Origin of the sequence: Aquaspirillum sp. LM1 (assembly GCF_002002905.1) — a bacterium.
Classification (GTDB): Bacteria; Pseudomonadota; Gammaproteobacteria; order Burkholderiales; family Aquaspirillaceae; genus Rivihabitans.
In genome coordinates this window covers 218,840-245,625 of the sequence record NZ_CP019509.1, presented here as the reverse complement: position 1 = coordinate 245,625, position 26,786 = coordinate 218,840, and the positions used below count along the sequence as shown (strand labels likewise).

35 protein-coding genes are annotated in these 26,786 nt (G+C 58.1%); all 35 read right to left on the bottom strand.

Annotation, left to right across the window (positions count from 1 at the left end; genetic code table 11):
* Nucleotides 1-5: 5 nt before the first annotated feature.
* Nucleotides 6-626: a 30S ribosomal protein S4 gene (gene rpsD / locus BXU06_RS01120; RefSeq protein WP_077296117.1), complete on the bottom strand. Its 621-nt coding sequence runs from the start codon at nucleotides 624-626 to the stop codon at nucleotides 6-8.
* An 18-nt stretch (nucleotides 627-644) separates the two neighbouring features.
* The gene (gene rpsK, locus BXU06_RS01115) at nucleotides 645-1,037 is read right to left on the bottom strand and encodes a 30S ribosomal protein S11 (RefSeq protein ID WP_077296116.1); all 393 of its coding nucleotides are present in this window, start codon (nucleotides 1,035-1,037) and stop codon (nucleotides 645-647) included.
* A gap of 16 nt (nucleotides 1,038-1,053) precedes the next feature.
* Entirely contained in the window at nucleotides 1,054-1,416 is a 363-nt protein-coding gene (gene rpsM, locus BXU06_RS01110) for a 30S ribosomal protein S13 (protein ID WP_077296115.1), read from the bottom strand.
* Between the two features lie 59 nt (nucleotides 1,417-1,475).
* Nucleotides 1,476-1,589, bottom strand: coding sequence for a 50S ribosomal protein L36 (rpmJ, locus tag BXU06_RS01105; protein ID WP_077296114.1), 114 nt, complete (start codon nucleotides 1,587-1,589; stop codon nucleotides 1,476-1,478).
* Between the two features lie 32 nt (nucleotides 1,590-1,621).
* Nucleotides 1,622-1,840 carry a translation initiation factor IF-1 gene (gene infA / locus BXU06_RS01100; RefSeq protein ID WP_077296113.1) on the bottom strand — a complete coding sequence of 73 codons (219 nt, stop codon included), beginning with the start codon at nucleotides 1,838-1,840 and terminating at the stop codon, nucleotides 1,622-1,624.
* A 19-nt stretch (nucleotides 1,841-1,859) separates the two neighbouring features.
* The gene (gene secY, locus BXU06_RS01095; protein WP_077296112.1) at nucleotides 1,860-3,185 is read right to left on the bottom strand and encodes a preprotein translocase subunit SecY; all 1,326 of its coding nucleotides are present in this window, start codon (nucleotides 3,183-3,185) and stop codon (nucleotides 1,860-1,862) included.
* An 11-nt stretch (nucleotides 3,186-3,196) separates the two neighbouring features.
* Nucleotides 3,197-3,631 carry a 50S ribosomal protein L15 gene (gene rplO, locus BXU06_RS01090; RefSeq protein WP_077296111.1) on the bottom strand — a complete coding sequence of 145 codons (435 nt, stop codon included), beginning with the start codon at nucleotides 3,629-3,631 and terminating at the stop codon, nucleotides 3,197-3,199.
* Nucleotides 3,632-3,633: 2 nt separating this feature from the next.
* Nucleotides 3,634-3,819 carry a 50S ribosomal protein L30 gene (gene rpmD / locus BXU06_RS01085; protein ID WP_077296110.1) on the bottom strand — a complete coding sequence of 62 codons (186 nt, stop codon included), beginning with the start codon at nucleotides 3,817-3,819 and terminating at the stop codon, nucleotides 3,634-3,636.
* Nucleotides 3,816-4,331, bottom strand: a complete 516-nt coding sequence (gene rpsE, locus BXU06_RS01080) for a 30S ribosomal protein S5 (RefSeq protein WP_077296109.1) — start codon at nucleotides 4,329-4,331, stop codon at nucleotides 3,816-3,818. Before rpsE ends, rpmD begins: the two co-directional genes overlap by 4 nt.
* A gap of 13 nt (nucleotides 4,332-4,344) precedes the next feature.
* Nucleotides 4,345-4,698 (bottom strand): 50S ribosomal protein L18, encoded by a 354-nt coding sequence (gene rplR, locus BXU06_RS01075; RefSeq protein WP_077296108.1) that lies wholly within the window; start codon nucleotides 4,696-4,698, stop codon nucleotides 4,345-4,347.
* Between the two features lie 13 nt (nucleotides 4,699-4,711).
* Nucleotides 4,712-5,245, bottom strand: a complete 534-nt coding sequence (rplF, locus tag BXU06_RS01070; RefSeq protein WP_077296107.1) for a 50S ribosomal protein L6 — start codon at nucleotides 5,243-5,245, stop codon at nucleotides 4,712-4,714.
* 12 nt (nucleotides 5,246-5,257) lie between these two features.
* Nucleotides 5,258-5,653, bottom strand: a complete 396-nt coding sequence (rpsH, locus tag BXU06_RS01065) for a 30S ribosomal protein S8 (RefSeq protein ID WP_077296106.1) — start codon at nucleotides 5,651-5,653, stop codon at nucleotides 5,258-5,260.
* A gap of 14 nt (nucleotides 5,654-5,667) precedes the next feature.
* Complete coding sequence (gene rpsN / locus BXU06_RS01060) at nucleotides 5,668-5,973, bottom strand: 30S ribosomal protein S14 (RefSeq protein WP_077296105.1); 306 nt, start codon at nucleotides 5,971-5,973, stop codon at nucleotides 5,668-5,670.
* Between the two features lie 4 nt (nucleotides 5,974-5,977).
* Nucleotides 5,978-6,517, bottom strand: coding sequence for a 50S ribosomal protein L5 (gene rplE / locus BXU06_RS01055; protein ID WP_077296104.1), 540 nt, complete (start codon nucleotides 6,515-6,517; stop codon nucleotides 5,978-5,980).
* Between the two features lie 9 nt (nucleotides 6,518-6,526).
* Nucleotides 6,527-6,841 carry a 50S ribosomal protein L24 gene (gene rplX, locus BXU06_RS01050; protein ID WP_077296103.1) on the bottom strand — a complete coding sequence of 105 codons (315 nt, stop codon included), beginning with the start codon at nucleotides 6,839-6,841 and terminating at the stop codon, nucleotides 6,527-6,529.
* A 13-nt stretch (nucleotides 6,842-6,854) separates the two neighbouring features.
* Complete coding sequence (gene rplN / locus BXU06_RS01045) at nucleotides 6,855-7,223, bottom strand: 50S ribosomal protein L14 (RefSeq protein ID WP_077296102.1); 369 nt, start codon at nucleotides 7,221-7,223, stop codon at nucleotides 6,855-6,857.
* Between the two features lie 177 nt (nucleotides 7,224-7,400).
* The gene (gene rpsQ, locus BXU06_RS01040) at nucleotides 7,401-7,667 is read right to left on the bottom strand and encodes a 30S ribosomal protein S17 (protein ID WP_077296101.1); all 267 of its coding nucleotides are present in this window, start codon (nucleotides 7,665-7,667) and stop codon (nucleotides 7,401-7,403) included.
* A gap of 1 nt (nucleotide 7,668) precedes the next feature.
* Nucleotides 7,669-7,857: a 50S ribosomal protein L29 gene (rpmC, locus tag BXU06_RS01035; protein WP_077302535.1), complete on the bottom strand. Its 189-nt coding sequence runs from the start codon at nucleotides 7,855-7,857 to the stop codon at nucleotides 7,669-7,671.
* Nucleotides 7,857-8,273, bottom strand: coding sequence for a 50S ribosomal protein L16 (rplP, locus tag BXU06_RS01030; RefSeq protein WP_077296100.1), 417 nt, complete (start codon nucleotides 8,271-8,273; stop codon nucleotides 7,857-7,859). The genes rpmC and rplP overlap by 1 nt, the downstream gene beginning before the upstream one ends.
* Nucleotides 8,257-8,961: a 30S ribosomal protein S3 gene (rpsC, locus tag BXU06_RS01025; RefSeq protein WP_077296099.1), complete on the bottom strand. Its 705-nt coding sequence runs from the start codon at nucleotides 8,959-8,961 to the stop codon at nucleotides 8,257-8,259. Before rpsC ends, rplP begins: the two co-directional genes overlap by 17 nt.
* 10 nt (nucleotides 8,962-8,971) lie before the next feature.
* The gene (rplV, locus tag BXU06_RS01020; protein ID WP_077296098.1) at nucleotides 8,972-9,301 is read right to left on the bottom strand and encodes a 50S ribosomal protein L22; all 330 of its coding nucleotides are present in this window, start codon (nucleotides 9,299-9,301) and stop codon (nucleotides 8,972-8,974) included.
* Nucleotides 9,302-9,310: 9 nt separating this feature from the next.
* Nucleotides 9,311-9,586, bottom strand: a complete 276-nt coding sequence (gene rpsS / locus BXU06_RS01015) for a 30S ribosomal protein S19 (RefSeq protein ID WP_077296097.1) — start codon at nucleotides 9,584-9,586, stop codon at nucleotides 9,311-9,313.
* A 6-nt stretch (nucleotides 9,587-9,592) separates the two neighbouring features.
* The gene (rplB, locus tag BXU06_RS01010; protein WP_077296096.1) at nucleotides 9,593-10,426 is read right to left on the bottom strand and encodes a 50S ribosomal protein L2; all 834 of its coding nucleotides are present in this window, start codon (nucleotides 10,424-10,426) and stop codon (nucleotides 9,593-9,595) included.
* Nucleotides 10,427-10,438: 12 nt separating this feature from the next.
* Nucleotides 10,439-10,741 carry a 50S ribosomal protein L23 gene (gene rplW / locus BXU06_RS01005; protein ID WP_216352518.1) on the bottom strand — a complete coding sequence of 101 codons (303 nt, stop codon included), beginning with the start codon at nucleotides 10,739-10,741 and terminating at the stop codon, nucleotides 10,439-10,441.
* Complete coding sequence (gene rplD, locus BXU06_RS01000; protein WP_077296094.1) at nucleotides 10,732-11,352, bottom strand: 50S ribosomal protein L4; 621 nt, start codon at nucleotides 11,350-11,352, stop codon at nucleotides 10,732-10,734. The genes rplW and rplD overlap by 10 nt, the downstream gene beginning before the upstream one ends.
* Nucleotides 11,352-11,996, bottom strand: a complete 645-nt coding sequence (gene rplC / locus BXU06_RS00995) for a 50S ribosomal protein L3 (protein ID WP_077296093.1) — start codon at nucleotides 11,994-11,996, stop codon at nucleotides 11,352-11,354. Before rplC ends, rplD begins: the two co-directional genes overlap by 1 nt.
* A gap of 152 nt (nucleotides 11,997-12,148) precedes the next feature.
* On the bottom strand, nucleotides 12,149-12,460 hold the full coding sequence (gene rpsJ / locus BXU06_RS00990; protein ID WP_077296092.1) for a 30S ribosomal protein S10: 312 nt from the start codon (nucleotides 12,458-12,460) through the stop codon (nucleotides 12,149-12,151).
* 17 nt (nucleotides 12,461-12,477) lie between these two features.
* A complete protein-coding gene (tuf, locus tag BXU06_RS00985) occupies nucleotides 12,478-13,668 on the bottom strand; it encodes an elongation factor Tu (protein WP_077296091.1) in 1,191 nt (396 codons plus the stop codon).
* A gap of 80 nt (nucleotides 13,669-13,748) precedes the next feature.
* Nucleotides 13,749-15,848: an elongation factor G gene (gene fusA / locus BXU06_RS00980; protein WP_077302533.1), complete on the bottom strand. Its 2,100-nt coding sequence runs from the start codon at nucleotides 15,846-15,848 to the stop codon at nucleotides 13,749-13,751.
* Nucleotides 15,849-15,878: 30 nt separating this feature from the next.
* Nucleotides 15,879-16,349: a 30S ribosomal protein S7 gene (gene rpsG, locus BXU06_RS00975; protein WP_077296090.1), complete on the bottom strand. Its 471-nt coding sequence runs from the start codon at nucleotides 16,347-16,349 to the stop codon at nucleotides 15,879-15,881.
* Between the two features lie 115 nt (nucleotides 16,350-16,464).
* On the bottom strand, nucleotides 16,465-16,839 hold the full coding sequence (gene rpsL / locus BXU06_RS00970) for a 30S ribosomal protein S12 (protein WP_077296089.1): 375 nt from the start codon (nucleotides 16,837-16,839) through the stop codon (nucleotides 16,465-16,467).
* A gap of 154 nt (nucleotides 16,840-16,993) precedes the next feature.
* Nucleotides 16,994-21,190 (bottom strand): DNA-directed RNA polymerase subunit beta', encoded by a 4,197-nt coding sequence (gene rpoC, locus BXU06_RS00965; protein ID WP_077296088.1) that lies wholly within the window; start codon nucleotides 21,188-21,190, stop codon nucleotides 16,994-16,996.
* 211 nt (nucleotides 21,191-21,401) lie between these two features.
* Nucleotides 21,402-25,514, bottom strand: a complete 4,113-nt coding sequence (gene rpoB / locus BXU06_RS00960) for a DNA-directed RNA polymerase subunit beta (RefSeq protein WP_077296087.1) — start codon at nucleotides 25,512-25,514, stop codon at nucleotides 21,402-21,404.
* Nucleotides 25,515-25,697: 183 nt separating this feature from the next.
* Nucleotides 25,698-26,069: a 50S ribosomal protein L7/L12 gene (rplL, locus tag BXU06_RS00955; RefSeq protein WP_077296086.1), complete on the bottom strand. Its 372-nt coding sequence runs from the start codon at nucleotides 26,067-26,069 to the stop codon at nucleotides 25,698-25,700.
* Nucleotides 26,070-26,113: 44 nt separating this feature from the next.
* Nucleotides 26,114-26,641 carry a 50S ribosomal protein L10 gene (gene rplJ / locus BXU06_RS00950; protein ID WP_077296085.1) on the bottom strand — a complete coding sequence of 176 codons (528 nt, stop codon included), beginning with the start codon at nucleotides 26,639-26,641 and terminating at the stop codon, nucleotides 26,114-26,116.
* Nucleotides 26,642-26,786: the final 145 nt, after the last annotated feature.

Genomic DNA, 26,786 nt, shown 5'->3' with positions numbered 1-26,786 from the left:
AGCGATTACTTGGAGTAGAACTCAACGACGAGTTGCTCGTTGATATCGCTAGACAGATCGGTACGTTCCGGAGCGGACTTGAAGACGCCTTCCATCTTTTTGGCATCAATCGAAACCCAAGCCGGGAAGCCAATTTGCTCGGCCAGCACCAGTGCTTCCTGGATGCGAACCTGCTTTTTGGATTTTTCACGCACCGCCACCACATCGCCAGCCTTGACCTGGTACGACGGAATGTTCACGACCTGGCCGTTCACGCTCAGAGCCTTGTGGCTCACCAGCTGGCGGGCTTCCGCGCGGGTGGAGCCAAAGCCCATGCGATACACGACGTTATCCAGGCGGGACTCAAGAATTTGCAGCAGGTTTTCACCCGTGGAGCCCTTGCGACGGGCTGCTTCAGCAAAGTACTTGCGGAACTGACGCTCCAGCACACCGTAGATACGGCGGATTTTTTGCTTTTCGCGCAGTTGGACGCCATAGTCCGACACACGGGTGTTTTTTGCGCCATGCTGGCCCGGACGGGTATCCAGCTTGCACTTGCTGTCCAGCGAGCGACGTGCGCTCTTCAGAAACAGATCGGTGCCCTCGCGACGCGCGAGTTTACATTTCGGGCCGATGTAACGTGCCATGTTGACTCTCTCTCCTGATTAGATGCGACGTTTCTTGGGAGGCCGGCAACCGTTGTGCGGAACCGGCGTCACATCGGAGATGCTGGTAATCTTGAAACCCAGCGAGTTCAATGCACGCACAGCCGATTCACGGCCCGGGCCGGGGCCCTTGATGCGCACTTCAAGATTCTTAACGCCATATTCTTGGGCAACTTTACCAGCGGCTTCCGCAGCTACCTGAGCAGCGAAAGGTGTACTTTTGCGCGAACCTTTAAAACCAGCACCGCCGGAGGTAGCCCAAGACAAAGCATTCCCTTGACGATCGGTGATGGTGATGATGGTGTTATTAAAGGACGCGTGAACGTGAACGATCCCTTCGGATACGCTCTTCTTCACTTTTTTGCGTACACGCACTGTGTTTGCTTTAGCCATTATCTATCCTTACGAATTACTTCTTGCCAGCAATCGCTTTACGCGGGCCCTTACGGGTACGGGCGTTAGTGCGAGTACGCTGACCACGGCACGGCAGGCCGCGACGATGGCGCAGGCCGCGGTAGCAGCCCAGATCCATCAAGCGCTTGATGTTCATCGTAACTTCACGGCGCAGATCACCTTCAACAGTGAACTGACCGACCTGGTCACGCAGATTTTCCATTTCAGCATCGGTCAGGTCTTTGACCTTGGTCGATTCGGCAACGCCAGCAGCTACGCAAATAGCCTTGGCGCGGGTTTGGCCGATACCGTAGATGGCTTGCAGGCCAATCACGGTATGCTGATGATTAGGAATGTTTACCCCAGCAATACGGGCCATACATTATCCTCAAATCTAAAAAGTTGGCGATTCTAGCACGCAATCGCACGGGCAACAAATCAGCCCTGCTTTTGCTTGTGCCGCGGATCCGTGCAGATCACGCGAACGATGCGATTGCGACGGATGATCTTGCAGTTACGGCAAATTTTCTTTACCGACGGCTGAACTCTCATGATTTTCCTTTCAAAAGAACTGGGTGCCAGATTTACTTGGCACGGAACACGATTCTGGCGCGGCTCAGATCGTACGGGGTCAGTTCCACTGTTACCTTGTCGCCAGGCAGGATGCGGATATAGTGCATGCGCATCTTGCCGGAGATGTGGCCCAGCACCACGTGCCCGTTCTCGAGCTTTACCCGGAACGTTGCATTCGGCAACGTTTCCAGGATTTCACCTTGCATCTGGATCGTATCTTCTTTAGCCATCTTACTTTGCCTGATCCGGTTAGCGCGACATCAGGCCGCTATTCTTGAAGTTTGCCTTCTTGAGCAGGCTTTCGTACTGATGGGACATCACATACGATTGCACTTGCGCCATGAAGTCCATGGTAACGACAACAATAATCAGGAGCGATGTGCCCCCAAAGTAGAACGGCACATTCCACTTCAGGATCAGGAACTCAGGCATCAGACAGACCAGGCCGATGTACACAGCACCGATCAGCGTCAGACGCATGATGATCCGCTCGATATAGCGTGAGGTTTGTTCACCCGGCCGAATGCCTGGGATAAACGCACCGCTCTTTTTCAGGTTGTCAGCTGTTTCCTTCGGATTGAACACCAAAGCGGTGTAGAAATAGCAGAAGAAAACGATTGCTGCCGCGTACAGCAGCACATACACGGGTTGCCCCGGATGCAGGGAATCGCTGATGGATTTCAGCCAGCCCAGCCCTTCTGTGTTACCAAACCATCCCACCACCGTGGCAGGGAACAGAATGATACTGGAAGCAAAAATCGGCGGGATGACCCCGGCCATGTTCAGCTTCAACGGCAGATGGGTACTCTGCCCCTGCATCACCCGATTGCCCACCTGGCGCTTGGCATAGTTCACCAGCACCTTGCGCTGACCGCGTTCGACGAACACGACCAGATACGTCACGGCAACCACCCCAATAAACAGCGCAATCACCAGCAGGATGGGCAGACTGCCCTGTGAAGTCAGCGTCAGCGTCTTGCCGATAGCCGACGGCACCCCTGCGGCAATCCCCGCGCAGATGATCAGGGAAATACCATTGCCAATACCCCGTTCGGTAATCTGTTCACCCAACCACATCAGGAACATGGTGCCGGTCACCAGGGTGACCACGGTGGTGAGGTAGAACTCGAACGGCGAGCTGACCACCACCAGATTGGGCTGCTTGAACAACATCACGGCAATACCGAAGCTTTGGAAGGTTGCCAGCAGCACGGTGGCGTACCGTGTGTACTGGGTAATCTTCCGGCGTCCCGCGTCACCTTCTTTTTTCAGCTGCTTCAGGCTGGGAATCACTTCGCCAGCCAGCTGCAGGATGATCGAAGCCGAGATGTACGGCATGATGCCGATGGCAAACACCGTAAACCGGGACAGGGCCCCACCCGAAAACATGTTGAACATGTCGAGGAGGCCCGTCTGCGACGACTGGAACAACTTCGCTAGCTCGACCGGATTGATCCCCGGAACCGGAATGTGCGCACCGATACGGTAAACGATCAACGCACCTACCAAAAACCAGATGCGCTGCTTCAGATCACCAAACTTGTTGGTGTTCGCGGCTAGAGAAGGAGTGGCCACTTAATCGCGCCTTATTCAGCGAAACGGCCACCTGCGGCTTCCACCGCAGCGCGGGCACCGGCAGTTGCCGAAATGCCACGCAAAGTGAGCGCACGTTCCACGGTACCCGACGCAATGACTTTGGCAGCCTTGGCGCCGTTCGGCAGCAGGCCAGCCTGTGCCAGGGTCAGCAGATCGATTTCATCGACCGGCAGCTTGTTCAGCTCGTCCAGACGCACTTCCACGGTCAGGTGCTTGGTCAGCGACTTGAAACCGCGCTTGGGCAGGCGGCGATGCAGCGGCATTTGACCGCCTTCGAAGCCCACTTTGTGGAAGCCACCGGAGCGGGACTTCTGGCCTTTGTGACCACGGCCAGCGGTCTTGCCCAGGCCACTGCCAATGCCGCGACCGACGCGACGCTTGGCGTGCTTGGCACCAGCGCCCGGCTTGATGGTATTGAGTTGCATGGTTAACCCTCGCACTTCAACAGGTAGCTGATCTTGTTGATCATGCCGCGATTTTCAGGGGTGTCGATCACTTCGACAGACTGGCGAATCTTCTTCAGCCCCAGGCCGCGTGCGCAGGCCTTGTGCGATTCCAGACGGCCAATCAGGCTCTTCACCAGGGTTACTTTGACGGTTTTGTTGTCGCTCATTCTTCGACTCCAAGGATTTCCGCCACGGTCTTGCCGCGCTTGGCGGCAATGTCGCCCGGCGTGTACATCTTGGACAGACCGTCCAGCGTGGCGCGAACGATGTTGTACGGGTTGGTCGAACCGTGGCACTTGGCCGACACGTTCTTGACACCCAGGGCATCGAACACAGCGCGCATCGGGCCGCCAGCGATGATGCCGGTACCTTCAGCTGCCGGTTGCATGAACACGGTGGTAGCACCGTGCTTGCCGGTCACGGCGTGGTGCAGGGTGCCGTTCTTGAGCGGAACCTTGACCATCTTGCGACGGGCTTCTTCCATTGCCTTTTGCACAGCAACCGGCACTTCCTTGGATTTGCCCTTGCCCATGCCGATGCCGCCATCGCCATCGCCGACCACGGTCAGCGCGGAGAAAGCCATGATGCGACCGCCCTTGACCACTTTGGTCACACGGTTCACACCAATCATCTTCTCGATGAGGCCGTCGCCGCGTTCTTCGATTTCGTGCTTAGCCATTATTCACTCCGAATTAGAATACGAGACCGTGCTCGCGTGCGGCTTCTGCCAGAGCCTTGACGCGGCCATGGTAGTGGAAACCGGAACGATCGAACGCGACTTTCTCGATGCCGGCGGCCTTGGCCTTCTCGGCGATGCGTTGACCCACCAAGGCAGCAGCTTTGGCATTGCCGCCGTTGGTCAGCTCTTTGCGCACTTCAACTTCGAGGGTGGAAGCGCTGGCCAGCACTTTGCTGCCAGTCTCGTCAATGATCTGAGCGTAAATGTGGCAGTTGCTGCGATGCACGCTAAGGCGTGCCACTTTGAGCTCCGCAATCTTGGCACGGGTTTTACGTGCACGACGGAGTCGAGCTTCTTTCTTATCCATGACTGGGCCTCAGTTATTTCTTCTTGGTTTCTTTCAAAACCACCACTTCGTCGGCGTAACGCACACCCTTGCCCTTGTAAGGCTCAGGCGAACGGTAAGCACGGATCTCGGCAGCAACCTGACCCACTTTTTGCTTGTCGACACCCTTGAGCAGGATTTCGGTTTGGGTCGGGGTTTCCACCTTGACGCCAGCCGGCATCGGGTGGGCAACCGGGTGGGAGAAGCCAAGAGTCAGGTTGAGCGTATCGCCCTGGGCCTGGGCACGATAGCCCACGCCAACCAGGTTCAACTTCTTCTCGAAGCCCTTGGACACGCCAATCACCATGTTGTTGACCAGGGCACGCAGGGTGCCGGACATGGAACGGGCAAACTTGCTTTCGTTCTTGGCTGCAAAGGTCAGAGCATTGTCTTCCAGCTTGATTTCCACTTCGCTGCTCAACGGCAGGGAGATGGAGCCCAACGAACCTTTGACGGTCAGGTCGGTAGCGGAAAACTTGGCTTCAACACCAGCAGGCAGAACGACCGGGTTTTTAGCGACGCGAGACATTGTTTCCTCCCCTTACGCCACGATGCACAGCAGTTCGCCGCCGATACCGGCTGCGCGTGCCTTGCGATCAGTCATGACACCCTTGGAGGTGGAAACGATGGCAACGCCAAGACCGTTCATCACCTTAGGAATGTCGCTGGAGCCCTTGTAAATACGCAGGCCAGGACGGGAAACACGTTCGATGCGCTCAATGACCGGGCGACCAGCGTAGTACTTCAGCTGGATGTCGAGCACCGGCTTGTTGTCCACTTCGCGGACAGCGAATTCTTCGACGTAACCTTCGTCTTTCAATACTTGGGCAATCGCAACCTTCAGCTTGGACGACGGCATGGAAACTGCGGTCTTGTCAGCGCGCTGAGCGTTACGGATGCGGGTCAGCATATCGGAAATAGGATCATGCATGCTCATAGTTTATTCTCCTATTACCAGCTGGCTTTTACGATGCCCGGAATTTCACCACGCATCGCAATTTCACGGAGCTTGTTACGGCCCAAGCCGAACTTGCGGAATACGCCACGCGGACGACCGGTCAGGGCGCAGCGGTTACGCTGGCGTACCGGGCTGGCATTGCGCGGCAGCTGTTGCAGCTGAAGACGGGCAGCAAAGCGCTCTTCGTCGGACAGGCTGGCGTTGTTGATGACGGCCATCAACTGTTCACGCTTGGCCGCGTACTTGGCGACCAGCTTGGCCCGCTTTTCTTCGCGGTTGATCAGTGCGAGTTTTGCCATTTTCTTAACCCTTGAACGGGAACTTGAACGCAGCCAGCAGCGCGCGGGCTTCTTCGTCAGTTTTCGCAGTAGTGGTGATGGTGATGTTCATCCCGCGCAGCGCATCGATCTTGTCGTACTCGATTTCCGGGAAAATGATTTGCTCACGCACACCCATGTTGTAGTTACCGCGACCGTCGAAGGACTTGCCGTTGATACCACGGAAGTCGCGCACGCGCGGCAGGGCGATGGTGATCAGACGGTCCAGGAATTCGTACATGCGTTCGCGGCGCAGGGTCACCTTGCAGCCGATCGGGTAGCCATCACGAATCTTGAAGCCAGCGATCGATTTGCGTGCAGTGGTCACCACAGGCTTCTGACCTGCGATCTTCTGCATGTCGCCCACGGCGTGTTCAAGAACTTTTTTGTCCGCGACTGCTTCGCCCACGCCCATGTTCAGGGTGATCTTTTCAATACGCGGAACTTCCATGACCGATTGGTAACCGAACTGTTTGACCAGATCCGGCACCACGGTGCTCGTGTAGTAATCGTGCAGACGTGCCATGTTCACTCCTTAAGCACCGACAACTTCGCCGTTCGATTTGAACACGCGAACCTTGCGGCCATCTTCCAGCAGCTTGAAGCCAACACGATCGGCCTTTTGCGTTGCCGGGTTGAACAGAGCCACGTTGGAAACATCAATCGGCATGGTTTTTTCGACAACACCGCCCTGAACGCCCTTGATCGGGTTCGGCTTCTGGTGTTTCTTCACCACATTGACGCCTTCGACGACCAATTTGCCTTCGAGGACGCGCAGTACGGTACCACGCTTGCCTTTATCTTTGCCGGTGAGAACAATCACGTCGTCACCTTTGCGAATCTTTTGCATGCTGGGCCTCTCCTTACAGCACTTCCGGCGCGAGCGAAACGATCTTCATGAAGCGCTCGGTACGCAGCTCACGGGTTACCGGCCCAAAAATACGGGTACCGATCGGCTCGAGCTTGTTGTTCAGCAGCACGGCGGCATTGCCGTCGAACTTAATCAGCGAGCCATCAGGACGGCGCACACCCTTGGCGGTGCGAACCACCACGGCATTGTACACGTCGCCCTTTTTGACACGGCCACGCGGCGCAGCATCTTTGATGCTCACCTTGATGATGTCGCCCACAGATGCGTAGCGACGCTTGGAGCCACCGAGAACCTTGATGCACATAACCTGACGCGCACCAGTGTTGTCTGCGACCTCCAGCATGGTCTGCATTTGAATCATGAATTTTACCTTTCCAACTTAACCCGTCTCGTTCACCAAAATTTGGTGAAGCGCCGCACACTGACGGTGCGGCGCATCAAACGGCCAGTTTTGGAACCCGTACGGGTAAGTCGCCAGAAAAATTGGCGATTGAAAAAACGGCATTATACAGAGGACTGGCGTCCTCTGCAACAGGCATTACACCTGACGTGCCTTTTCCACCAACGCCGAAACTACCCAGGTCTTGGTCTTCGAGAGCGGACGGGACTCGGCAATCACCACCGTGTCACCAATACCGAACTCGTTTTTCTCGTCATGGGCGTGAAACTTCTTCGACAGACGGATCACCTTGCCATAGATTGGGTGCTTGACTTTGCGCTCAACCAGCACGACAACGGTCTTATCCATTTTGTCGCTAACCACCTTGCCGGTCAGCGTACGGACGATTTTCGCGGTTTCGCTCATATCAAGCTGCCTTTTCATGCAATACGGTACGAACGCGAGCAATGTCACGACGCACCTTCTTAAACTCGCTGGTCTTGGCCAGCTGTTGGGTCGCGATCTGCATGCGCAGACCGAACTGGGCCTTCAACAGGCTCAGCAGTTCGGACTTGAGCTCATCGACCGACTTGGCTCTCAGTTCAGACGCTTTCATCATTGACCTACCTGTCTCACGACAAACGTGGTGGGGATCGGCAGCTTGGCAGCGGCCAGGCGGAAGGCTTCACGCGCCAACTCTTCAGCCACACCATCCATTTCGTACAGCACCTTACCCGGCTGAATTTCAGCCACGTAGTATTCCGGGCTACCCTTACCGTTACCCATACGGACTTCGGCAGGCTTGGACGAAATCGGCTTGTCCGGGAACACGCGGATCCAGATCTTGCCGCCACGCTTGATGTGACGGGTCATCGCACGACGGGCTGCTTCGATCTGACGGGCGGTCAGACGACCACGACCCACAGCTTTCAGACCAAAGTCACCGAAGCTCACCTTGTTGCCACGGGTGGCCACGCCGGTGTTACGGCCTTTTTGCTGTTTACGGTACTTGAGTCTAGTTGGTTGCAGCATGACGCGCCCCTGCCTTTCTCGATTTCTTCTCAGGTTGCACCGGCTCGGCCTGTACCTGGCCCGGCTTCACCTCACCCTTGTACACCCATACCTTGATGCCGATGATCCCGTAGGTGGTCTTGGCTTCAGAGGTGGCGTAGTCAACGTCGGCACGCAGGGTGTGCAGCGGCACACGACCTTCGCGATACCATTCGCTACGGGCAATTTCAATACCGTTCAGACGGCCCGAGCTCATGATCTTGATGCCCTGGGCACCCATGCGCATGGCGTTTTGCATGGCACGCTTCATGGCGCGACGGAACATCACGCGCTTTTCCAGCTGAGCGGCAATGCCGTCAGCGATGATTTGCGCATCGATTTCCGGCTTGCGGACTTCTTCGATGCTGACATGCACCGGCACACCCATGCGGCGGGCCAGTTCCTGCTTCAGCAGCTCGATGTCTTCACCCTTCTTGCCAATCACCACACCCGGACGGGCGCTGTGAATGGTGATGCGGGCACTTTTGGCCGGGCGCTCAATGACCACACGGCTTACCGAAGCATGGCTCAACTTCTTTTTCAGGAAGTCGCGCACTTCGATGTCTTCCTTCAGCATGCCGGCAAAGTTCTGGCTATTGGCAAACCACTTGGAAGACCAGTTTTTGTTTACGCAGAGGCGAAAGCCCCGCGGATCAATCTTCTGTCCCATGTTCTTGTCCTTAGTTGCCCACGGTCAGCGTGATATGGCAGGTTTGCTTCTCGATGCGGTTACCACGACCCTTGGCACGGGCAGTGAAACGCTTCAGGCTCGGGCCCTTGTCCACGTAAACCGTCGTCACCTTCAGGGTGTCGATGTCAGCACCTTCGTTGTGCTCGGCATTGGCAATGGCGCTTTCCAGCACTTTTTTCAGCAGACCAGCGCCTTTTTTCGGGCTGAACGTCAGAATATTCAACGCAGCGTCAACCGGCAGGCCACGGACTTGATCCGCCACCAGACGGCACTTTTGTGCCGACAGGCGAGCGTTTTTCAAAACAGCAGAAACTCTCATCGCATCACCTTACCGTTTGGCCTTCTTGTCAGCCGCGTGGCCTTTGAAGGTGCGAGTCAGGGAAAATTCACCCAGCTTGTGGCCCACCATGTTTTCGGTGACATACACCGGCACATGGGTCTTGCCGTTATGCACGGCAATGGTAAAACCAACAAACTCGGGCAACACGGTGGAGCGACGGGACCAGGTCTTGATCGGGCGCTTGTCGCTCGTTGCACGGGCCGCATCGACCTTCTTGATCAGATGCAGGTCAACGAACGGGCCCTTTTTAATCGAACGTGCCATTGTCAATTACCCTTTATTCGAATAGCGACGGCGCACGATCATATTGTTCGTACGCTTGTTGCGACGGGTGCGGTAACCCTTGGCCGGCGTGCCCCACGGGCTGACCGGATCGCGACCGGCAGCGGTCTTGCCTTCACCACCACCATGCGGGTGATCCACCGGGTTCATCGCCACACCACGCACGGTCGGGCGAATACCCTTCCAGCGTTTGGCGCCAGCTTTGCCGATCGATTCGAGCTGATGCTCTTCGTTACCCACTTCACCCACGGTCGCGCGGCAGTCAACGTGCACGCGGCGGATTTCACCGGAGCGCAGACGCAGCTGGGCGTAAGTGCCTTCGCGAGCCAGCAGCTGCACGGAAGCGCCAGCGGAACGGGCGATTTGCGCACCCTTGCCCGGCTGCATCTCGATGCAGTGGATGGTGGTACCCACCGGGATGTTGCGCAGCGGCAGGCAGTTACCGGCCTTGATCGGGGCTTCCGAGCCAGACAGCAGCACAGCGCCGGCCTTCACGCCCTTCGGGGCGATGATGTAGCGACGTTCGCCATCGGCGTAGCACAGCAGGGCAATGTGCGCGGTACGGTTCGGATCGTATTCGATGCGTTCGACCTTGGCAGCAATGCCATCCTTGTTGCGACGGAAGTCAACAACACGGTAGTGATGCTTGTGACCACCGCCCTTGTGGCGGGTGGTGATGTGACCGTTGTTATTACGGCCAGCATTCTGGATTTGCTTTTCCAGCAGCGGAGCGTACGGAGCGCCCTTGTGCAGGTCCGGCGTAACAACCTTGACGACCGCACGGCGACCCGGAGACGTCGGTTTAACTTTCACTAATGCCATGTTCTGTCTCCCTTACTGCGCGGCGGAAAAGTCGATTTCCTGGCCCGGGGTCAGGCAAACATAAGCCTTTTTCCAGTCGCTGCGACGGCCGATGAAACGACCGAAACGCTTGACCTTACCCTTCACGTTCAGGATTTGCACGCTGTCCACTTTGACGTTGAACAGCAGCTCGACGGCAGCTTTCACTTCCGGCTTGGTCGCGTCAGTGGCCACCTTGAAAACAACTTGCTCGTTTTTGTCTGCGACGAGGGTGCTTTTCTCGGAGACAACCGGAGCAAGGATTACTTGCATCAGACGTTCCTGGTTCATGCCCATTGCTCCTCGAGTTGCTTCACCGCGTCACGGGTGATGACGATCTTCTTGAAACGCACCAGGCTGTACGGGTCAGCTTGAGCGGCTTCGATCACCAGCACGTTGGTCAGGTTGCGCGAAGACAGGTACAGGTTTTCGTCCAGTTCCTTGGTGATCACCAGAGCCTGTTCCAGGCCCAGGGCTTTCACCTTGGCAGCGAATTCCTTGGTCTTCGGGCTATCCACCGTGATGGAATCCACCACGACCAGACGCTCGTCACGCACGAGTTGCGACAGGATGGCCGACACACCTGCACGGAACATCTTGCGGTTCACTTTTTGGCCGAAGTTTTCTTCCGGGCTGTTCGGGAAGATCTTGCCGCCCCCACGCCAGATCGGGCTGGACGCCATACCGGCACGAGCACGGCCCGTACCCTTTTGACGCCACGGCTTGCGGGTGGACTTGGCCACTTCGCTGCGGCCCTTCTGGGCACGGTTGCCGCTACGGGCATTGGCCAGATAGGCGGTCACCACCTGGTGAACCAGCGCTTCGTTGTATTCGCGGCCAAACAGGGTGTCGGACGCTTGCAGGCTTTCAACGGCCTGACCTTGCTGATTGATTACTTTCAGTTCCATCACGCACCTGCCTTCACTGCCGGACGAACGACCACATCACCGCCCTTGGCGCCCGGAACGGCACCTTTGACCAGCAGCAGTTGACGTTCAACATCGATGCGGACGACTTCCAGGCTCTGCACGGTGCTCTTGACGTTACCAAGCTGACCGGCCATGCGCTTGCCCGGAAACACGCGACCCGGATCCTGGGCCATACCAATGGAACCAGGGGAACGGTGCGACACGGAGTTACCGTGGGAGGCGCGGTTCGAGGAGAAGTTGTGACGCTTGATCGCGCCGGCGAAGCCTTTACCCTGGCTGGTGCCGGTCACATCGACCAGCTGACCGACCTGGAACACTTCGACGGTGATTGCATCGCCAGCCTTCAGCTCGCCCAACTTGGCGGCGTCCAGCAGGAATTCGTGCAGACCACGACCGGCTTCAACACCGGCTTTGGCAAAGTGACCGGCCTCAGCCTTGTTCACACGGTTGGCTTTACGCGAACCGAAGGTGATTTGGACGGCATTGTAGCCGTCGGTTTCGGCGGTTTTGATTTGCGTGACGCGATTGTTCGACATGTCCAGCACCGTTACCGGGATGGTTGCACCATCCTCGGCAAAGACGCGGGTCATGCCGACTTTGCGACCGACAAGACCTAAACTCATCGTTATTTCCTTTATCAGGTGCCGGTTACGATTGACCGACAATAACAAAAAACGGGCTCACCATCAGATGAGCCCGCGAATCTAACACAGATTTTTCAATGACCGCAAGTACTTACCGCCATATAAGCCATCTAGTGTCGTTTTATTGCAGCTTATTGCAGCTTGATCTCGACATCCACGCCTGCCGGGAGGTCCAGCTTCATCAGCGCATCAACCGTTTTATCGGTCGGATCGACGATGTCCATCAGGCGCAGGTGGGTGCGGATCTCAAACTGGTCACGCGAAGTCTTGTTGACGTGCGGGGAACGCAGCACGTCATAGCGCTCGATCTTGGTCGGCAGCGGCACCGGACCCTTGACCACGGCGCCGGTACGCTTGGCGGTGTCAACGATCTCTTGTGCGGAACGGTCGATCAGGTTGTAGTCAAACGCCTTCAGACGGATGCGGATTTTCTGGCTTTGCATTTTCAATCCTCTCCGGCTTACTTGATAACCTTGGCAACCACACCGGCGCCAACGGTACGACCACCTTCACGGATGGCGAAGCGCAGACCTTCTTCCATGGCGATCGGGGCAATCAGGGCCACGGTAATGGCCACGTTATCACCTGGCATCACCATTTCCACGCCTTCCGGCAGGCTCACTGCGCCGGTCACGTCGGTGGTACGGAAGTAGAATTGCGGACGATAGTTGCTGAAGAACGGGGTGTGACGACCGCCTTCTTCCTTGCCCAGCACATACACTTCTGCGCCGAACTCGGTGTGCGGGGTGATCGAACCCGGCTTGGCCAGCACCTGGCCACGCTCAACGTCTTCACGCTTGGTGCCACGCAGCAGCACGCCCACGTTGTCACCTGCCTGACCCTGGTCCAGCAGCTTGCGGAACATTTCCACGCCGGTGCAGGTGGTCTTGACGGTAGCCTTCAGACCCACGATTTCGATTTCTTCACCCACCTTGACCACGCCACGCTCAACACGGCCAGTCACCACGGTACCGCGACCGGAAATCGAGAACACGTCTTCGATCGGCAGCAGGAACGGCTTGTCGATGGCACGTTCCGGGGTCGGGATGTAGCTGTCCAGGGCGTCGGCCAGACGGAAGATGGCCGGTTCGCCGTATTCGGACTGGTCGCCTTCCAGCGCCAGACGGGCGGAGCCGGTCACGATCGGGGTGTCGTCGCCCGGGAAGTCGTAGGACGACAGCAGGTCGCGCACTTCCATTTCCACCAGTTCCAGCAGCTCGGCGTCGTCCACCAGGTCAGCCTTGTTCAGGAAGACGATGATGTACGGCACACCAACCTGGCGGGCCAGCAGGATGTGTTCGCGGGTTTGCGGCATCGGGCCGTCAGCAGCCGAGCACACCAGGATAGCGCCGTCCATCTGGGCTGCGCCGGTAATCATGTTTTTCACATAGTCAGCATGACCCGGGCAGTCAACGTGAGCATAGTGACGGGTTTCGGTTTCGTATTCGACGTGAGCGGTATTGATGGTAATACCGCGAGCCTTTTCTTCCGGCGCGCTGTCGATTTGGTCGTAACCCTTGGCTTCGCCACCGAATTTCTTCGACAGGATCGTGGTGATCGCAGCGGTCAGGGTGGTCTTGCCGTGGTCAACGTGACCGATGGTGCCTACGTTTACGTGCGGTTTGTTCCGCTCGAACTTTTCCTTAGCCATTTCGCTAAATTCCTTCGATAAAGAGCATAGTAGAGAGATAAAACCGGCTCCCGCACCAGCGGAAACCGGGTTGCAGCGTATTACTTGCGGCTGGCCATCACGGCTTCAGCCACGTTGCGCGGGGCTTCGGAGTAATGCTTGAATTCCATCGAGTAGGTTGCGCGGCCTTGGGTCGCGGAACGCAGGTCGGTGGAGTAGCCAAACATCTCGGCCAGCGGCACTTCGGCCTTGATCTTCTTGCCACCCAGGCCATCGTCGTCCATACCCTGGACAATACCACGACGACGGTTCAGGTCACCCATCACGTCGCCCATGTAGTCTTCCGGCGTTTCCACTTCCACGGCCATCATCGGCTCGAGAATCACCGGGCTGGCGCGACGCATGGCTTCCTTGAAGGCCATGGAACCGGCCAGTTCAAAGGCGATTTGCGACGAGTCCACATCGTGGTAGGAACCGAAGGTCAGACGCACGGTCACGTCCACCACCGGGAAGCCTGCCAGAATACCACTACCCAGGGTGTTCTGGATGCCCTTGTCCACCGACGGGATGAATTCGCGCGGAATCACGCCACCCTTGATTTCGTCGAAGAACTGGTAGCCCTTACCTTCGCCAGACGGTTCCAGGGTAATCACGGCATGACCGTACTGACCCTTACCACCAGACTGCTTGACATGCTTGCCGTCAACGTCGGTGACCTTCTTGGTGATGGTTTCGCGGTAAGCCACTTGCGGGGCACCCACGTTGGCTTCCACGCCAAACTCACGCTTCATGCGATCGACCAGAATTTCCAGGTGGAGTTCGCCCATACCGGAAATGATGGTCTGGCCGGATTCTTCGTCGGTACGCACGCGGAACGACGGGTCTTCCTTGGCCAGGCGGTTCAGTGCCACGCCCATTTTTTCCTGGTCAGCCTTGGTCTTCGGCTCAACGGCAACGTGAATCACCGGATCCGGGAATTCCATGCGTTCCAGAATGATCGGGGAATCGGTGTCACACAGGGTTTCACCCGTGGTCACATCCTTCAGGCCGATGGCGGCGGCGATGTCGCCCGCGCGCACTTCGTCGATTTCCTTGCGATCGTTGGCATGCATCTGCACGATACGACCGATACGCTCGCGCTTGCCCTTGACCGAGTTCAGCACGGTGTCGCCCGACTTCACCACACCCGAATAGGTGCGGAAGAAGGTCAGCTGACCCACGTACGGGTCGTTCATCAGCTTGAATGCCAGCGCGGAGAACGGTGCTTCGTCGGAGGCTTCGCGGGAAGCCGGGGTGCCGTCTTCCAGCTCGCCCGGAACCGGCGGAACATCCAGCGGGCTCGGCAGCAGCTCAATCACGGCGTCCAGCATGCGCTGCACACCCTTGTTCTTGAAAGCGGAACCGCACAGCATCGGCTGGATTTCGCACTTCAGGGTACGGGTACGCAGACCGGACACGATTTCTTCCTCGGTCAGCTCACCGCCTTCGAGGTACTTGTCCATCATTTCTTCGCTGGCTTCAGCGGCAGCTTCCACCATCTTTTCGCGCCACTTGGCCGACAGCTCGACCAGATCTGCCGGGATTTCGCCGTATTCGAACTTCATGCCTTGGCTGGCTTCGTCCCAAATGATGGCTTTCATCTTCAGCAGGTCAACCACGCCCTGGAAGCCTTCTTCGGCACCAATCGGCACCACGATAGGCACCGGGTTGGCGCGCAGACGGGTTTGCATCTGTTCAACGGCACGGAAGAAGTTGGCACCTTGACGGTCCATCTTGTTCACGAAGGCCAGACGCGGCACCTGATACTTGGTGGCCTGACGCCACACGGTTTCGGACTGCGGCTGAACGCCACCTACCGCGCAGTACACCATCACCGCGCCGTCCAGCACGCGCATGGAACGCTCCACCTCAATGGTGAAGTCCACGTGGCCCGGGGTGTCGATGATGTTGAAGCGGTGCTCGGGGAATTGCAGGCCCATGCCCTTCCAGAACGTCGTGGTTGCGGCCGACGTAATGGTAATCCCACGCTCTTGCTCTTGCTCCATCCAGTCCATGGTGGCAGCGCCGTCGTGCACTTCACCAATCTTGTGGTTCACGCCGGTGTAAAACAGGATGCGCTCGGTGGTTGTCGTCTTACCGGCATCAATGTGTGCGCTAATACCGATATTACGGTAGCGCTCAATAGGGGTTTTTCTAGCCACAGCCAAAACCTTTTCAGCAATAAAGATCGGTTAGAAGCGGAAGTGCGAGAAGGCTTTGTTGGCTTCTGCCATACGATGCACTTCGTCACGCTTTTTCATTGCGCCGCCGCGACCTTCTGCTGCATCCAGAAGTTCACCAGCCAGACGCAGGTCCATGGACTTTTCACCGCGCTTGCGAGCGGCTTCACGCAGCCAACGCATTGCCAGAGCCAGACGACGGGACGGACGAACTTCAACCGGAACCTGGTAGTTGGCGCCGCCAACCCGACGGGACTTCACTTCAACGATCGGCTTCACGTTGCCGATGGCGGTGGAGAACACTTCGATGGCGTTTTTGCCGGTCTTTTTCTCGATCTGGGCGAGTGCGCCGTAGACGATGCGTTCGGCAACAGATTTCTTGCCGTCCATCATCACCACGTTCATGAACTTGGACAATTCGACGTTGCCAAACTTCGGATCCGGCAATACGTCGCGTTTCGGTACTTCTCTACGTCTTGGCATAATAACCTCTAGATATTTCAATTCAGTTGAGCGAAACCCGCTCTCGGTCGCCCATCCGGGGTCGACCACTTACTCGACGGCGCTGCTGGCCGCCTAGTTGTACAGCACCGCCCGATTACTTCTTGGGACGCTTGGCACCGTACTTGGAACGCGACTGCTTACGATCTTTCACGCCAGCCGTATCCAGGGAACCGCGCACGGTGTGATAACGCACACCCGGCAAATCCTTGACACGACCACCGCGGATCAGCACCACGCTGTGTTCCTGCAGGTTGTGGCCTTCACCGCCGATATAGCTGGTCACTTCGAAGCCGTTGGTCAGGCGCACACGGCACACCTTACGCAGCGCCGAGTTCGGCTTTTTCGGGGTGGTGGTGTACACACGGGTGCATACGCCACGTTTTTGCGGGCAGGCTTCAAGCGCCGGCACCTTGCTGCTTTCGCGCACCGGCGTGCGCGGCTTACGGACAAGCTGGTTAATTGTTGGCATTGATGGTTGGTTCCTAGAAAAGTCAATGGCGACATGCACACATGCCGCCGCAAAAGACCCGGCATTATAGGGGAACAGATTTGCCACCGTCAACGAATGACACACAGCCAACCCTCGGTAAAACCTTGGATTGGCTGTGTTTTTCGTTAGCGCATCAGGCGTTGTGTTCCTGAATCTGCGGGCTGTCATCCAGCATCAGGTCAGCCGGCATCCGTGCGCCCCCGGCCTGATTCTGCCGACGACGGTTGTTATGATAGGCCAAACCGGTGCCTGCCGGGATCAAACGACCGACAATCACGTTTTCCTTCAGGCCACGCAAGTCATCGCGCTTGCCCATGATGGCCGCTTCGGTCAGCACGCGGGTGGTTTCCTGGAAGGAAGCCGCCGAGATGAACGAATCGGTGGACAGCGATGCCTTGGTAATCCCCAACAGCACATTTTCGTACTGCGCCGGAATCTTGTTGTCGGCATTCAGGCGATCATTGGCTTCCAGCACTTCCGCGCGTTCCACCTGTTCACCCTGGATGAAGTCGGAATCACCCGAATCCGAAATCACCACACGACGCAGCATCTGGCGAATGATCACCTCGATGTGCTTGTCGTTAATCTTCACACCCTGCAGGCGATACACTTCCTGCACTTCCTGCACGATGTAGCGCGACAGGGCTTCGATGCCCTGCAGGCGCAGAATGTCGTGCGGATCGACCGGACCGTCAACGATCACTTCGCCACGGTTCACCACCTGACCATCATGGACCAGCACATGCTTGTCCTTCGGAATCAGGGTTTCGCTGGCACTGCCGTCCAGATCGGTAATGATCAGGCGCTGCTTGCCCTTGGTGTCCTTGCCGAACGATACAGTACCGGTCACTTCGGCCAGCATGCCAGCGTCCTTCGGCGAACGGGCTTCAAACAGCTCGGCCACACGCGGCAGACCACCGGTAATATCGCGGGTCTTGGACGATTCCTGCGGGATGCGGGCCAGCACTTCACCCACGCCCACTTCCTGACCATCCTTCACCGTGATAATGGCACCAACCTGGAAGGTGATGTTTACCGAAGCATCGGAACCGGTCAGCTTGACCTCCAGGCCCAGCTCGTCCAGCAGCTTGACCTGCGGGCGCAGCATCTTCGAGGTGGAGCCAGCGCGACGTTTCGGGTCGATCACCACCAGGGTGGACAGACCGGTCACATCGTCAACCTGCTTGGCCACGGTCGAGCCTTCTTCGACGTTCTCGAACTTCACCCGGCCCGCGTACTCGGTAATGATCGGACGGGTATGCGGGTCCCAGGTGGCCAGCACCTGGCCGGCCTTCAGCGCCATGCCATCCTGCACCATCAGCGTGGCACCGTACGGCACCTTGTGACGTTCGCGCTCGCGGCCATTGTCGTCCTGGATCACCACTTCACCAGAACGGGCAATCACCACCAGTTCGCCCTTGTCGGTCTTGACGTAGCGCATCTGCGAGGAGAAGCGCGCCACACCGTTCGACTTGGATTCCACCTGGCTGGCGGCAGCGGCTCGCGACGCGGCCCCCCCGATGTGGAAGGTCCGCATGGTCAGCTGGGTGCCCGGTTCGCCAATCGACTGGGCGGCAATCACACCCACGGCTTCGCCGGTATTCACCACCTTGCCACGGCCCAGATCGCGGCCATAGCACTTGGCGCACAGGCCATAGCGGGTTTCGCAGGTCAGCGGCGTGCGCACCTTGACTTCGTCGATGCCCAGCGCGTCGATATTATCGACGGCAGCTTCATCAAGCAGGGTGCCAGACTCGTAAACCGTTTCACCCGTAGACGGATTGACCACATCCACCGCAGTGACGCGGCCCAGAATACGGTCGCGCAACGGCTCGATCACATCACCGCCTTGCAGCACCGCCTTCATCGACACACCATGGCTGGTGCCGCAATCGTCTTCGATCACCACCAGATCCTGGGTCACGTCAACCAGACGACGGGTCAGGTAACCGGAGTTGGCGGTCTTCAGCGCCGTATCCGCCAGACCCTTACGTGCACCGTGGGTGGAGATAAAGTACTGCAGAACGGTCAGACCTTCGCGGAAGTTCGAGGTAATCGGCGTTTCGATAATCGAACCATCCGGCTTGGCCATCAGGCCCCGCATACCGGCCAGCTGACGGATCTGCGCCACCGAACCCCGGGCACCGGAGTCGGCCATCATGTAAATCGCGTTGAACGATTCCTGATCGACTTCCTTGCCTTCGCGGTTGATGGTCTTTTCCTTACCCAGCTGCTCCATCATGGCCTTGGCCACCTGGTCGCCGCAACGGCCCCAGATATCCACCACCTTGTTGTAGCGCTCACCCTGGGTCACCAGACCCTGGCGGTACTGCTCTTCGATTTCCTTCACTTCTTTTTGCGAGCTGGCCAGCAGTTCGACCTTCTTGGTCGGCACCAGCATGTCGTCCACGCAAATGGAAATGCCGGCGCGGGTGGAGAAGGCAAAACCGGTGTACATCAGCTGGTCAGCAAAAATCACCGTATCGCGGATGCCGCAACGACGGAACGAAGCGTTGATCAGCTTGGAGATTTCTTTCTTCTTCAGCGCCTTGTTGATGTGCTCGAAACCCAGGCCCTTGGGCAGGATGTCAGACAGCAGCGCACGGCCCACGGTGGTCTCGAAGCGACGGATCACCGGCTGGAATTCGCCCTGGTCGTCCAGTTCCCACTCTTTCAGGCGCACCGAAATGCGCGAGGCGAGTTCCACCTGACGGGTTTCGTAGGCACGGCTGACTTCGGACACATTGGCAAACGCCATGCCTTCGCCACGGCCATTGATCTTGTCGCGGGTCAGGTAGTACAGACCCAGCACGATATCCTGCGACGGCACGATGATCGGCTCGCCGTTGGCCGGCGACAGCACGTTGTTGGAGGCCAGCATCAGGGTGCGGGCTTCCATCTGTGCTTCCAGCGACAGCGGCACGTGAACAGCCATCTGGTCACCGTCAAAGTCGGCGTTAAACGCCGCGCACACCAGCGGGTGCAGCTGGATGGCCTTGCCTTCGATCAGCGTCGGTTCAAACGCCTGGATACCCAGGCGGTGCAGGGTCGGCGCACGGTTCAGCAGCACCGGATGTTCACGGATGACTTCTTCCAGGATGTCCCAGACTTCCGGCACTTCCTGCTCGACCAGCTTCTTGGCGGCCTTGATGGTGGACGCCATGCCCAGCACTTCCAGCTTGTGGAAGATGAACGGCTTGAACAGCTCCAGTGCCATTTTCTTCGGCAGACCGCACTGATGCAGACGCAGGGCCGGACCCACGGTAATCACCGAACGACCCGAGTAGTCCACGCGCTTGCCCAGCAAGTTCTGACGGAAGCGACCGCCCTTACCCTTGATCATGTCAGCCAGGGACTTCAGCGGGCGCTTGTTGGCACCGGTCATGGCCTTGCCGCGACGGCCATTGTCCAGCAGGCTGTCCACCGCTTCCTGCAGCATGCGCTTTTCGTTGCGCACGATGATTTCCGGCGCGCGCAGCTCCAGCAGACGCTTCAGGCGGTTGTTACGGTTGATCACCCGACGATACAGGTCGTTCAGGTCGGAGGTGGCAAAGCGACCGCCATCCAGCGGCACCAGCGGACGCAGTTCCGGCGGCAGCACCGGCAGCACTTCCAGAATCATCCATTCCGGCTTGATGCCGGAACGCTGGAACGCTTCCAGCACCTTCAGGCGCTTGGCGATTTTCTTGATCTTGGTGTCGGAACTGGTGCTGGCCAGGTCATGGCGCAGGGTTTCGATTTCGCTGTTGATGTCCATGCGGCGCAACAGTTCGCGCACCGCTTCAGCGCCCATCAGCGCGCCAAATTCGTCACCGTATTCTTCCAGCTTGTCCAGGTAGTCTTCTTCGGTCAGCAGCTGCTTGTATTGCAGCGGGGTCATGCCGCTGTCCACCACCACATAACCTTCAAAGTACAGCACGCGTTCGATGTCGCGCAGGGTCATGTCGAGCACCATGCCCAGACGGGACGGCAGGCTCTTCAGGAACCAGATGTGCGCCACCGGGCTGGCCAGCTCGATGTGGCCCATGCGCTCACGGCGCACCTTGGACAGGGTGACTTCCACGCCGCACTTTTCGCAGATCACGCCGCGATGCTTCAGGCGCTTGTACTTGCCGCACAGGCACTCGTAGTCCTTGATCGGGCCAAAGATGCGGGCGCAGAACAGGCCGTCGCGTTCTGGCTTGAAGGTGCGGTAGTTGATGGTCTCCGGCTTTTTCACTTCGCCAAACGACCAGGACCGGATTTTCTCCGGCGAGGCGACGCCGATCTTGATCGCGTCGAACTCTTCTTCCTGCGTGACCTGTTTGAATAAATCGAGCAGAGCTTTCATGACTTCTCCAGTGAGGCGTTCGGGGTGGCCAAGGGCTGCCAGTGCAGCGCCTGACCCGCTCCCAACCCGTATTTCGTGCTGCAACACAGCGCCAGCGCGGCGGGCGCGACGGATGCCCTGATGAAGCGGACTCGCTCCATGCGGCATCTGCGCGCCCCGGCATGCGCCGGACGCCGTTGGCACAGCACGCCAACGGGCTTCCTACAAGTTCTTAGTAGCGATCCAGGTCGATGTCGAGACCCAGCGAGCGAATTTCCTTCACCAGCACGTTGAAGGATTCCGGCATGCCGGCGTCGATCTTGTGCTCGCCCTTGACGATATTCTCGTAAACCTTGGTCCGACCGGTCACATCATCCGACTTCACCGTCAGCATTTCCTGCAGGGTGTAGGCAGCGCCGTAAGCTTCCAGCGCCCACACTTCCATTTCACCGAAACGCTGACCACCAAACTGCGCCTTACCGCCCAGCGGCTGCTGGGTCACCAGCGAGTACGGGCCGGTGGAACGGGCATGCATCTTGTCGTCAACCAGGTGATGCAGCTTCAGGAAGTGCATGATGCCCACGGTGGTGCGACGTTCGAACGGTTCACCCGAACGGCCATCGTACAGTTGCAGCTGGGTCTTGGATTCATTAAAGCCCATGCGCGGCGAAATCGGATCACTATCCGGATACGCCAGGCTCAGCATGTGCTTGATTTCCTCTTCCTTGGCCCCGTCAAACACCGGTGTGGCAAACGGCACGCCACGGCGCAGGTTATGCGCCAGGTCCATGATTTCCGCGTCGGTCAGGTTGGCGATGTCTTCTGGCTTGCCGCTACCGTTGTAGAGGTTTTCCAGATAGGCACGCACTTCACCCACGCTGCGCTGTTCCTGCACCATGCGGTTGAACTGCTTGCCCAGACCACGCGCCGCCCAGCCCAGGTGAACTTCCAGAATCTGGCCCACGTTCATCCGCGACGGCACACCCAGTGGGTTCAGCACGATGTCCACCGGCGTACCATCGGCCATGAACGGCATGTCTTCCACCGGCAGGATCTTGGAGACCACACCCTTGTTACCGTGACGACCGGCCATCTTGTCACCCGGCTGCAGACGACGCTTCACGGCGATATACACCTTGACCATCTTTTGCACGCCCGGCGGCAGTTCGTCGCCCTGGGTCAGCTTGCGCTTCTTGTCGTCAAATTTCAGGTCGAATTCTTCGCGCTTCTGGATCAGCGATTCTTTCATCAGCTCCAGCTGCTTGGCCACGTCTTCCTCGGCCATGCGAATATCAAACCAGTCGTGCTTGGACGGCAGGCTGTCCAGGTATTCCTTGCTGATTTCGGTGCCCTTGGCCAGACGCTTCGGACCGCCATTGGCTACCTTGCCGATGATCAGGCGTTCGATCCGGCTGAAGGCATCAGCTTCAAAAATCCGCATCTGGTCGTTCAGGTCAAGGCGATGGCGCTTGAGCTCGTCGTCAATGATCGACTGGGCGCGCTTGTCGCGTTCGATGCCTTCACGGGTGAACACCTGCACGTCGATCACCGTGCCCTGCATGCCAGTCGGAATGCGCAGCGAAGTGTCCTTCACATCCGAGGCTTTTTCGCCAAAGATGGCGCGCAGCAGCTTTTCTTCCGGGGTCAGCTGGGTTTCGCCCTTCGGGGTCACCTTGCCCACCAGCACGTCGCCCGGCTCCACTTCGGCACCGATGTAGACAATGCCGGATTCGTCCAGACGGCCTTGCATGCGCTCGGACAGGTTCGGAATATCACGGGTGATTTCTTCCGGGCCGAGCTTGGTGTCACGCGCCACCACTTGCAGTTCTTCGATGTGAATCGAGGTGTAGCGGTCATCAGCCACCACGCGCTCGGAAATCAGGATCGAATCTTCGAAGTTGTAGCCATTCCACGGCATGAAGGCGATGGTCATGTTCTGACCCAGCGCCAATTCGCCCAGGTCAGTCGAGGCACCGTCGGCCAGCACGTCGTTGCGTGCTACCAGGTCGCCTACCTTGACGATCGGACGCTGGTTGATGTTGGTATTCTGGTTCGACCGGGTGTACTTGGTCATATTGTAGATATCGACACCCACTTCACCGGCCAGCGCTTCTTCGTCATTGACGCGAATCACCACCCGGTTAGCATCGACATACTCGACCAGACCGCCACGGCGAGCCACCACGGTGGTGCCCGAGTCGGTGGCCACCGCGCGTTCGATACCGGTACCGACCAGCGGTTTTTCCGCACGCAGGCAAGGCACGGCCTGGCGCTGCATGTTGGCACCCATCAAGGCACGGTTGGCATCATCGTGCTCCAGGAACGGAATCAGTGATGCCGCCACCGACACCACCTGGCTCGGTGCCACGTCCATGTACTGCACGCGCTCCGGCATGGCCAGAATGGTTTCGCCCTTTTCCCGGCAGGTCACCAGTTCGTCAGTCAGGCGGCCAGCGTCATCCAGCTCGGCGTTAGCCTGAGCAATCACGTAACGGCCTTCTTCGATGGCCGACAGGTAATGGATTTCGTCAGTCACCTGGCTGTCCACCACCTTGCGGTACGGGGTTTCCAGGAAACCGTACTCGTTGGTGCGGGCATAAATGGCCAGCGAGTTGATCAGGCCGATGTTCGGGCCTTCCGGCGTTTCAATCGGGCAGACGCGGCCATAGTGGGTCGGATGCACGTCACGCACTTCAAAACCGGCGCGTTCGCGGGTCAGACCACCCGGGCCGAGGGCGGAAACGCGACGCTTGTGGGTCACTTCCGACAGCGGGTTGGTCTGGTCCATGAACTGCGACAGCTGGCTGGAGCCAAAGAATTCCTTGATGGCGGCGCTGACCGGCTTGGCGTTGATCAGGTCGTGCGGCATCAGGTTGTCGGACTCAGCCTGGTTCAGGCGTTCCTTGACCGCGCGCTCGACACGCACCAGACCGGCGCGGAACTGGTTTTCGGCCAGTTCGCCCACCGAACGCACCCGACGATTGCCCAGGTGATCGATGTCATCGACTTCACCGCGACCATTGCGCAGATCGACCAGGATCTTGATCACGGCAATGATGTCTTCGTTGGACAGGGTGCCCGAGCCGACCAGTTCATCGCGGCCAATGCGGCGATTGAACTTCATCCGGCCCACACGCGACAGGTCGTAGGCGTCTTCGTTGAAGAACAGCCGCTGGAACAGCGCTTCCACCGCATCTTCGGTCGGCGGTTCGCCCGGACGCATCATGCGATAGATGGCCACCTTGGCCTGGAACTGGTCAAGGATGTCATCGCTGCGCATGGTCTGGGCAATGAATGCGCCCTGATCCAGTTCGTTGGTGTACAGCACGTCCACTTGCTTGACGTCGCAGATATCCAGCTTGGCCAGCAGTTCGTCGGTGATTTCGTCGTTGGCACGGGCCAGCAGCTCGCCACTGTCCGGGTTGACCACGTTCTTGGCCAGCACACGACCCACCAGCATGTCAGCCGGCACTTCCACGCGGGTCAGGCCGGAAGCCTGGATGTCGCGGATATGCTTGGCGGTAACGCGCTTGTCTTTCTGGACAATCAGCTTGCCATCCGGCGCGACGATATCGAACTTGGCGACTTCACCCTTCATCCGCTCGGCCACCAGCTCCATGTACACGCCGTCTTCGGTCAGGTAGAAGGTGTCAAAGCTGAAGAATTCAGCCAGGATCTGTTCTTCGCTATAGCCCAGTGCCTTCATCAGGATCGACACCGGCATCTTGCGGCGGCGGTCGATACGGAAGTACAGCAGGTCCTTCGGATCGAATTCGAAGTCCAGCCAGGAGCCACGGTAAGGAATCACACGGGCAGAGAACAGCAGCTTGCCCGAGCTGTGGGTCTTGCCACGGTCGTGCTCGAAGAACACGCCCGGCGAACGGTGCAGCTGGGAGACGATGACCCGCTCGGTACCGTTGATGATGAACGAGCCATTGCCGGTCATCAGCGGGATTTCGCCCATGTACACTTCGTTTTCGCGCACTTCCTTGACCACCGGCTTGGACGATTCCTTGTCCAGGATGGTCAGGCGGATGCGGGCGCGCAGCGGGGCGGCAAAGGTGATGCCGCGCAGTTGGCATTCCGGCACGTCAAACGGCGGGTCGCCCAACACATAGTGGACAAAGTCCAGGCGGGCATAACCATTGTGGCTGTGAATCGGGAAGATGGAACGAAACGCCGCTTCGAGACCGATGCTCTCGCGTTTGTCGAACGGCACGCCCAACTGGAGGAACTCGGTATACGAATCGATCTGTGTCGCCAACAGGAAGGGGACGTCGAGAACACCGGCACGTTTCGCAAAGCTCTTGCGAAGACGCTTTTTCTCAGTAAACGAATAACTCATAGAGTCTCCAACGAGGTGGGGTGGCGCAAGAAAACAAAAGTCAGCTCAAGCGGGAATAAGCTGGCTTTTGCTTTCTCTTTTGCAGGAATCCGTCCTGCCGCCGGTCTTAAAGAACACACTACACAAGCGCAACAAGGCTGGCAGATTGCTCCGCCAGCCTTTGCTGCATCGTCTTAACGACGATTACTTCACTTCAGCCTTCGCGCCGGCATCCAGCAGCTGCTTCAGGATGGCTTCAGCATCAGCCTTCGGTGCGGCTTCCTTGACTGCCTTCGGAGCGCCGTCCACCAGATCCTTGGCTTCTTTCAGGCCCAGGCCGGTCACTGCGCGCACGACCTTGATCACGTTAACCTTGTTGTCGCCAGCGGCCAGCAGGATCACGTCGAATTCGGTCTTTTCTTCAGCAGCAGCAGCAGCGCCGCCAGCCGGTGCAGCCACAGCCATTGCGGCAGCAGACACGCCAAACTTTTCTTCGAATGCCTTCACCAGGTCATTCAGTTCCATCACGGTCAGGTTACCAACGGCTTCGAGGATGTCTTCTTTGGAGATTGCCATGTTATTACTCTCTAGAAATCAGTTAAGTCTTAAGGGTTGTCGGTTCAAGCAGCTTCGGTTGCTTCGGCAGCTTGTTCGGTGGCGCCACCTTGCTGTTTTTCGGCGAGTGCGGCCAGCGCGCGGACAAAGCCGGACACCGGAGCCTGCATCACACCCAACAGCATGGCCAGCAGCTGTTCGCGACCTGGGATAGCGGCCAGTTGTGCCACTTCCGCCTTGTCCAGCAGCTTGCCATCGTATACGCCGGCCTTGACGACGATTTTGTCGTCGGTCTTGGCAAAGTCGCACAGCACCTTGGCTGCAGCAACCGGGTCAGTCGAAGCGGCATACACCAGCGGGCCAACCATTTGCTCGGCCAGGCCGGCAAACTGGGTATCGGCCACAGCGCGGCGCACCAGCGTGTTTTTCAACACGCGCAGGTACACGCCCTGCTCACGCGCCTTGGCGCGCAGCTTGGTCATGCTGCTGACGCTCACGCCGCGATATTCAGCGATAACCAGGGTCTGAGCATCTGCCACTTGGGCAGCTACTTCAGCCACTACCGCCTTTTTATCTTCAAGATTGAGACTCAAGGTCTACCTCCTGTTGTTGAGGAATGGGTCGGGCATTGCCCTTCCCCCCACGATAACGGCGACCTGATTTCAGAGTTGTCTCACGATACCGGAATGATCCGGTACAGACAGAAACGACCTGCATTCGGGTGCACCATCTGCGCAG